This is a genomic window from Aquabacterium sp. (genome assembly GCF_041915145.1).
Classification (GTDB): Bacteria; Pseudomonadota; Gammaproteobacteria; order Burkholderiales; family Burkholderiaceae_C; genus Aquabacterium.
Window position 1 is genome coordinate 19,498 of sequence record NZ_JAYSBZ010000046.1, and the last position, 7,610, is coordinate 27,107.

General features: G+C 67.6%; 6 protein-coding genes, 1 pseudogene and 1 riboswitch. Of the genes and pseudogenes, 6 read left to right on the forward strand and 1 reads right to left on the reverse strand.

The genetic code is table 11. The features are described from left to right. Window positions 1-18 precede the first annotated feature (18 nt). The 5 genes from cysD (at window position 19) to ACE3SS_RS09915 (ending at window position 4,679) form a co-directional block, all read left to right on the forward strand. Window positions 19-969, forward strand: coding sequence for a sulfate adenylyltransferase subunit CysD (cysD, locus tag ACE3SS_RS09895; RefSeq protein WP_374593420.1), 951 nt, complete (start codon window positions 19-21; stop codon window positions 967-969). Further along, window positions 969-2,309 (forward strand): sulfate adenylyltransferase subunit 1, encoded by a 1,341-nt coding sequence (locus ACE3SS_RS09900; RefSeq protein ID WP_374593422.1) that lies wholly within the window; start codon window positions 969-971, stop codon window positions 2,307-2,309. The genes cysD and ACE3SS_RS09900 overlap by 1 nt, the downstream gene beginning before the upstream one ends. Before the next feature lie 42 nt (window positions 2,310-2,351). Further along, window positions 2,352-3,068 (forward strand): uroporphyrinogen-III C-methyltransferase, encoded by a 717-nt coding sequence (gene cobA / locus ACE3SS_RS09905; protein WP_374593424.1) that lies wholly within the window; start codon window positions 2,352-2,354, stop codon window positions 3,066-3,068. Between the two features lie 191 nt (window positions 3,069-3,259). Further along, window positions 3,260-3,583: a ferredoxin FdxA gene (fdxA, locus tag ACE3SS_RS09910; RefSeq protein WP_374593426.1), complete on the forward strand. Its 324-nt coding sequence runs from the start codon at window positions 3,260-3,262 to the stop codon at window positions 3,581-3,583. 22 nt (window positions 3,584-3,605) lie between these two features. Beyond that, entirely contained in the window at window positions 3,606-4,679 is a 1,074-nt protein-coding gene (locus ACE3SS_RS09915) for an NAD(P)/FAD-dependent oxidoreductase (protein ID WP_374593428.1), read from the forward strand. Here the strand turns inward: ACE3SS_RS09915 and ACE3SS_RS09920 are convergent. Beyond that, window positions 4,671-6,872 (reverse strand): molybdopterin-dependent oxidoreductase, encoded by a 2,202-nt coding sequence (locus ACE3SS_RS09920; protein ID WP_374593430.1) that lies wholly within the window; start codon window positions 6,870-6,872, stop codon window positions 4,671-4,673. The two genes, ACE3SS_RS09915 and ACE3SS_RS09920, sit on opposite strands and share 9 nt — an antisense overlap. A gap of 170 nt (window positions 6,873-7,042) precedes the next feature. Next, window positions 7,043-7,150: riboswitch (TPP riboswitch) on the forward strand. Window positions 7,151-7,215: 65 nt separating this feature from the next. Here ACE3SS_RS09920 and ACE3SS_RS09925 point away from each other — a divergent pair. Then, a pseudogene (locus ACE3SS_RS09925) lies at window positions 7,216-7,610 on the forward strand (TonB-dependent siderophore receptor); the annotation flags it as partial.

Genomic DNA, 7,610 nt, shown 5'->3' on the forward strand with positions numbered 1-7,610 from the left:
TTTCTGAGTGAGAACGACATGACTGATGTGAACCAATTGCTGGCGGAAGTGGACCACCGCCACCTGGACGCCCTGGAAGAAGAAGCCATCTTCATCCTGCGTGAAGTGGCCGCCAGTTTCGAGCGCCCCGGCCTGCTGTTTTCGAGCGGCAAGGATTCGTGCGTGGTGCTGCATCTGGCCGAGAAGGCCTTCAAGATGAAGAACGACGCGGGCCAGCTCGAAGGCAAGCTGCCCTTCCCGCTCGTGCACGTGGACACGGGCCACAACTTCCCCGAGGTGATCGAGTTTCGCGAGCGCCGTGTCAAGGAAATCGGCGAGCGCCTGATCGTTGCGCACATGGAAGACTCCATCAAGCGCGGCACCGTGCGCCTGGCCCACCCGCTCGAGTCGCGCAACGGCCACCAGACCGTGACGCTGCTCGAAGCCATCGAAGACAACCGCTTCGACTGCCTGATCGGCGGCGCCCGTCGCGACGAAGAGAAGGCCCGCGCGAAAGAGCGCATCTTCAGCCACCGCGACAGCTTCGGCCAATGGCAGCCCAAAGAACAACGCCCCGAGCTGTGGAGCCTGTTCAACACCCGCATCAAGCCGGGCGAGCACTTCCGCGCCTTCCCCATCAGCAACTGGACCGAGCTGGACGTGTGGCTCTACATCGCCCGCGAGAACATCCCGCTGCCCAACATCTACTACAAGCACCCGCGCCAGGTGATGCGCCGCAAGGGGCTGCTGGTGCCGCTGACCGACGTGACGCCGGCGCTCGAGGGCGAGGCCGTCGAGACCGTGGACGTGCGCTTCCGCACCGTGGGCGACATGACCTGCACCTGCCCGGTTGAATCGACCGCCGCCAGCGCCGCCGACATCGTCGCCGAGACCCTGCACGTGACCGTGAGCGAACGGGGCGCCACCCGCATGGACGATCGCACGTCCGAGGCCTCGATGGAGCGCCGCAAGAAGGAAGGTTATTTCTGATGAACGCCCAAGTGACCCACAACGAAGCCGGCAACGAGCTGGCTCACAAGGCTCTGCGCTTCCTGACCGCCGGCAGCGTGGACGATGGTAAGAGCACCCTGATCGGCCGCCTGCTGTTCGACAGCCGCGCCATCCTGGCCGACCAGCTCGACGCGCTGGAAAAGCGTGCCGCCGGTGCCCCCATCGACCTGTCGCTGCTGACCGACGGCCTGGAAGCCGAGCGCGAGCAAGGCATCACCATCGACGTGGCCTACCGCTACTTCGCGACCAAGACGCGCAAGTTCATCATCGCCGACGCCCCCGGCCACGAGCAGTACACCCGCAACATGGTGACCGCTGCCGCCGGCTCTGACGCCGCTGTGGTGCTGGTCGACATCACCAAGATCGACTGGAAGGCCCGGACCGCCGAGTCTCAAGTGCCCCTGCTGGCGCAAACACGCCGCCACAGCCTGCTGGCCCACCTGCTGCGCGTGCCGTCGATCGTCTTCGCCATCAACAAGCTGGACGCCATCGAGCAGGACACCGAAACGGCGTTCAACAACGTCAAGGCATCGCTCGAAGCCTTTGCCGCGCAAGCCGGCATCGTCAACAAGGGCGTGATCCCGGTGTCGGCCCTGCGTGGCGACAACGTCACCACGCCGAGCGCCAACTGGCCCTGGTACCAGGGCCCGACGCTGCTGCAGGTGCTCGAGCAACTGCCCGTGAGCGACGAGCGCCGCGATGGCGCGCTGCTGCACCCCGTGCAATACGTCACCCGCGACAGCGTGGGCGAAGGCGCGGCCACGGCATCCGGCACGGGCCATCAACACCGCGCGTTCTGGGGCCGCATTGCCCACGGCAACGTCAAGGCGGGCGATGAAGTGCAGATCTTCCCGAGCGGCCAGACGGCCATCGTGGCCGAGGTGCGCCACGCCGCGCTGGTGGTGGATTCGTGCGAAGCCGGTCAGTCGGCCGGCATCGTGCTGGACCGCCAGGTCGACATCTCGCGCGGCGACTGGATCCACACCCCCGGCGGCATCCAGCCCACCGACAGCTTCACCGCCACGCTCGCCTGGCTCGACACCGAGCCCGCCGTGGTGGGCCGCAAATACTGGGTGCGCCACGGCAACCGCTGGGTGCAGGCGCGCATCACGTCGATCGACAACCGGCTCGACATCCACACGCTCGAAGACACCGACGCGCACGAACTGGCCGTAAACGAGATCGGCCGTGTGCAAATTCAGACGCAGCAGCCCTTGCCCGTCGAGCCTTACGTGGACAATCGCGTGGGTGGCGCCTTGATCGTGGTCGACCCGACCACCAACCGCACCAGCGGCGCGTTGCTGGTCAAGGCCGCCTGAATTTGCAACTCTCGACGATCTGAAAGGCAACGAGAACGCGCCATGGGCAAAGTCATTTTCATTGGTGCCGGACCAGGCTCTGCCGACCTGATCACCGTGCGCGGCGCCCAACGGCTGGCCTTGGCCGACGTGGTGTTGTTCGATGCCCTGGCCGACCCCGCGCTGCGCGATCTCGCCCCCAACGCGACATGGGTTGACGTGGGCAAACGCGGCTTTGTCGATGGCAAAGCCCACGGCAGCATGCAGCAGCAGATCAACGACCTGATCATCGAACACGCCCGCAGCGTGCCCACCGTCGCCCGGCTCAAGGGGGGCGACCCCAGCATCTTCGGCCGTCTCGACGAAGAACTCGCTGCCGTGCGCGCAGCCGGCCTCGACAGCGAAGTCGTGCCCGGCGTCACCGCCGCGCTCGCCGCCGCCGCTGGCACGCAGCGCCCGCTCACCCGCCGGGGCGTGGGCCGCAGCGTGAGCCTGGCCACCGCCATGACGCGCACCGGCGATCTGCACGCCACACGCACCGCTGACACCGAGGTCTACTACATGGCCGGCAAGCAGCTGGGCGAGCTGGCGCAACGCCTGCAAGACGCGGGCTGGCCTGCCGATACCCCCGTGAGCGCCGTTTCGCGCGCCGGCTGGGCCGATCAACTCAACAGCCAGCACACCCTCGCCACCCTGGCCCAGGCCAGCGCCGTCCACGCCGGCCGCCCCACCGCCGTGGTGGTGGGCGTGGGTGCCACCGATGTCGGCAGCCATCAATAAAACTGCCCGACAAACTCAATGCGCGAGCGGCAAAGCCTTTTGATTGCGCTTCATCAATGGATAAGCCTCCACCGCGCCCATAAAATTGCCTGTTTGCCTGGGGTAGCGGCGAGCCGCCCAGCCACGCGAGACGCCTGTTGCGTCCGCACCGCCAGCATCTCTGTTTCAACCCGAACCTTTCTGAGCCGATCATGACCCACGTCGTTACCGAAGCCTGCATCCGCTGCAAATACACCGACTGTGTGGACGTTTGCCCCGTCGATTGCTTCCGCGAGGGCCCCAACTTCCTCGTCATCGACCCCGATGAGTGCATCGACTGCGCGGTGTGCATCCCCGAGTGCCCGGTCAACGCCATCCTCCCCGAAGAAGACGTGCCGGCCAACCAGCAGCAATACATCCCGATCAACGCCGAACTGGCCAAGAAGTGGCCCAGCATCACCAAGCGCAAGGCCGCGCTGGCCGACGCCGAGGAGTGGAAAGACAAAACTGGCAAGCACGATCAACTGATCCGCTGATCAACCACCGCCCCAGTCGCTGATGACCGCATCGCCCCCCATCGACACCGATGCGGTGATCATCGGCGCCGGCCCGGTCGGGCTGTTCCAGGTCTTTCAGCTCGGCCTGCACGGCATCCAGTGCCACGTTATCGATGCACTGCCCCACTTGGGCGGCCAGTGCGCGCAGCTCTACCCCGACAAGCCGATCTACGACATCCCTGGCGTGCTGATGTGCACCGGGGCACAGCTCGTCGAGCAACTGCAACAGCAGATCCGCCCCTTTGGCGCCACGTTTCACCTCGGGCACGAGGTCGCATCGCTCACGCTGAGCCCTGCAGACGGACACTTCGACCTCGCCACGAACCACGGCCTGGCGCTGCGAGCCAAGGTCGTGATCGTGGCGGCCGGAGTGGGCGCCTTTCAACCGCGCAAGCTGAAGCTCGAGGGGCTCGACCGCTTCGAGGGCCACCAGTTGTGGCACCACGCCCCGCCGGCCGAGCAGCTTGCCGGGCAACGCGTGGTGATCGTGGGCGGCGATGACGACGCCGTGCGTGCCGCCCTGGCGCTCAGCGAGCCGGCTGCCTCACCCCGCCCTGCCCAAGTCACCCTGGTGCACCGACGCGACGTGTTCAACGCCGACGACGCCTCGCTGGCCACGCTGCGTGAGCGCATCGCGAGCAACGCGGTGCAATTTGTAGCCGGGCAGGCCATCGGCTTCGAGACCGCGCCCGAAGATCGCCTCGGCAGCCTGCAAGTGCTGGGCCCGGACGCCCAGACCCGCAGCGTGCCGTGCGACGCCCTGCTGGTGCTGCAAGGCCTCAGCCCGCGCCTGGGCCCGGTCGCCGAATGGGGCCTGACGCTGGAGCGCAAGCAGGTGGTGGTCAACCCCGCCACCTTCGAGAGCAGCACGCCCGGGGTGTTCGCCGTGGGCGACATCAACACCTACCCCGGCAAGCGCAAGCTGATCTTGTGCGGCTTTCATGAAGCCACGCTCGCGGCCTTTGCGGCGGCAGCCCTCGTGCACCCCGACCAGCCGGTGCAACTGCAATACACCACCACCAGCCCGCGCCTGCACCAATTGCTCGGCGTGAGCGGGGCCGCGCCCTCACACTGACACGGTCACCCGCACGCTGTTGAGCGCCGCGTTGCCCGACAGCGGGTCGACCAGCTGATCGTCGGTCAGGTCATTGATGCTGACGCCGGCATGCTCGCTGGCCACGCTCAGGCGCACGCCCGCTCGACCATGCCCCCAGCCGTGAGGCAGGCTGACCACCCCGGGGGCCACCTCGGCCGTCAAGCTCACCGGCACCAGCACGTCGCCGACCCGCGAGCGCACGCGCACGGTGGCGTCATCGGCCACGCCACGCGCGGCGGCGTCTTGCGGGTGCATCAGCAACACGCAGCGCGGCGGGCCTTTCACCAGGCGCTCGGCGTTGTGCATCCACGAGTTGTTGGTGCGCTGATCGCGCCGCCCGATCAGCACCAGCTCGCCCGGCTCGGGCACCCGCAGCAAGGTGCCCGGCCCTTGATCCAGGTGCGCGCGAATCGCGTGCGGCACCAGGCGGATGCGGCGATCGCTCGTGCGCAAGCGCTGCGGCAAGGTCGGCTGCAGCGGCCCCAGATCCAGCCCGTGCGGATGCCGCATGACATCTTTGAGCCGCAGCTTGCGCGGCCCCATCCGCAGCGCCAGCGCGAGTTGCTGGTCGGGCCGCAGACGGCGCATCAAGCGCTTGATCAGGCGCTGGCTCCAGCTGCCGCGCCGCGCCCCCGGCACCCGCGACTCATAGCGCCGCGCCAGCTCGGCAAAGATCTGCCAGTCGTGCAGAGTGCCGTCGGGTTTGGCGAACACCGCCGGGCTGTAGTGCGCCACGTTGCGGATCGCCAGATGCAAGAACACCATGTCGTAGTGATCGCGCTCAAGCGCGCAGGTGGGCGGCAGGATCACGTGGGCGTGGCGCGAGGTTTCGTTGATGTAGAAATCGAACGACACCATGAAGTCGAGCCCGCCGAGTGCCCGGTCGAGCTGCGCGCCGTTGGGCGTGGACAGCACCGGGTTGCCCGACGACACCACCATCGCGCGAATCTGGCCTTCGCCCGGCGTCAGGATCTCGTCGGCCAGCGTGGCCACGGGGAATTCGCCCGCGAACTCGGGCAGGCCGCGCACCCGGCTGCGATAGCGCCCCCAATGCCCGGGCCCCATCGCCCCGCTGGCGATCAAATCAACCGCCGGTTGCGTGAACAAGGCCCCGCCCACCCGGTCGAGGTTGCCGCACAGGATGTTGAGCACCTGGATGGCCCACTGCGTCAGCACGCCCTGCTCGGTCACCGACACGCCCATGCGGCCATGCGCCACGCCCGACTCGGCGCTGGCCAGCTCGCGCGCCAGCCGACGAATCTCGCCCGCCGCGATCCCGACCGACTGCGCCACCGACTCGGGCGCATAAGGCTGCACCAGCGCCTGCACGTCGTCCACACCGTCCACCCAGGCCTGCAGGCGCCCGAGGTGCACCAGGTTCTCGTCGAACAGGGTGTGCAACATCGCCAGCAGCAATGCCGCGTCGCCGCCCGGGCGGATGAAGTGATGCTCGTCGGCGATAGCGGCTGTTTCGCTGCGGCGCGGGTCGATCACCACCAGCTTGCCGCCGCGCTCGCGCAGCGCCTTCATGCGCTGGCGGAAGTCGGGCGCGGTCATCAGGCTGCCGTTCGACGCCAGCGGGTTGCCGCCCAGGATCAGCAGGTGCTGCGTGTGGTCGATATCGGGGATCGGGATCAGCAGCTGGTGGCCATACAACCACCACGCCGTCATGTGATGCGGCAGCTGATCGACCGACGTGGCCGAGTAGCGGTTGCGCGTCTTGAGCAGGCCGAAGAAATCGAGCCCGTGCGTGAGCTGCCCGTAGCTGTGGACGGTGGGGTTGCCTTGGTAGACCCCGACGGCGTCCGACCCGTGCTGCTCGCGCACGCGGGCCAGGCCATCGACCACCAGATCGAAAGCCTCGTTCCAGCTGATCTCTTGCCAATCTGCCCCCACGCGCTTGACCGGGCGCCGCAAGCGGTCGGGGTCTTCGTGCAGGTCTTTGAGCGCCACGGCCTTGGGGCAGATGTGCCCGCGCGAAAACGGGTCGCGCTCGTCTCCCTTGATGGACACCACGGTCGAGCCTTGCACCTTGTACTCCAGCCCGCACAAGGCCTCGCACAAGTTGCAGACACAGTAGCGGGTTTCAACCGGAGCCGACGACGGGCTCCGGGTTTGCGTGGCGGCACCGCTTGCGGCCCGGAGCAACGCCTCGCTGGCGCGATCGTTCATGGGAGTCTCCTCGGTGAGGTGGCGTGTCTCGAATCAACGAGCCTCTGGCGGGCCATGACATCGCTCAGCCGCGATGGTAGATCGCCTCGCCGCAGCCCGCTCGATGCCTGCTGCTGCGTCATAGATAATCCGCGTTCACTGACCGGCGCCGCCACCCGGCGGCTTGGCCGGTCAGCCGCTAGGGGTGTTGACCAACGCGATCCACGTTGGCCGACTGAGAGAGTCCCTTTGAACCTGATTGAGGTAATCCTCGCGCAGGGAAGCGTCCAAGCTCAGTGATTGGCACCCCTCGTGCCGCCACGGCGCCCAAACGCCCACCTGCCATCAACCTTTGCAGCACATGATGGCAAGCAACCCAACCAACCACCGCACCACCGCTGCGCGCCTGGCGCGCCTGAGCCTCACCCCGATCGCCTGCGCCGCCCTGCTGGCCAGCCACGCCTGGGCCCAATCCGGCGACTCGAACGGCGCCCTGCCTGAAGTCGTCGTGCACGGCGACGCCCCCCAACCCACCGCCAGCGTGGCGGGCTTCGGCAACCTGCCCGCCTGGCGCGCCCCGTTGCAGACCGACCGGCTCGACGCACAAAAGCTCAAGGACGCCGGCGTGCAGCGCCTGGCGGACGTCACCACCTTCGACGCCAGCGTGAGCGACAACTACAACGCCGCCGGCTACTGGGACAGCCTCACCGTGCGCGGCTACCAGCTCGACAACCGCAGCAACTACCGCCGCGACGGCCT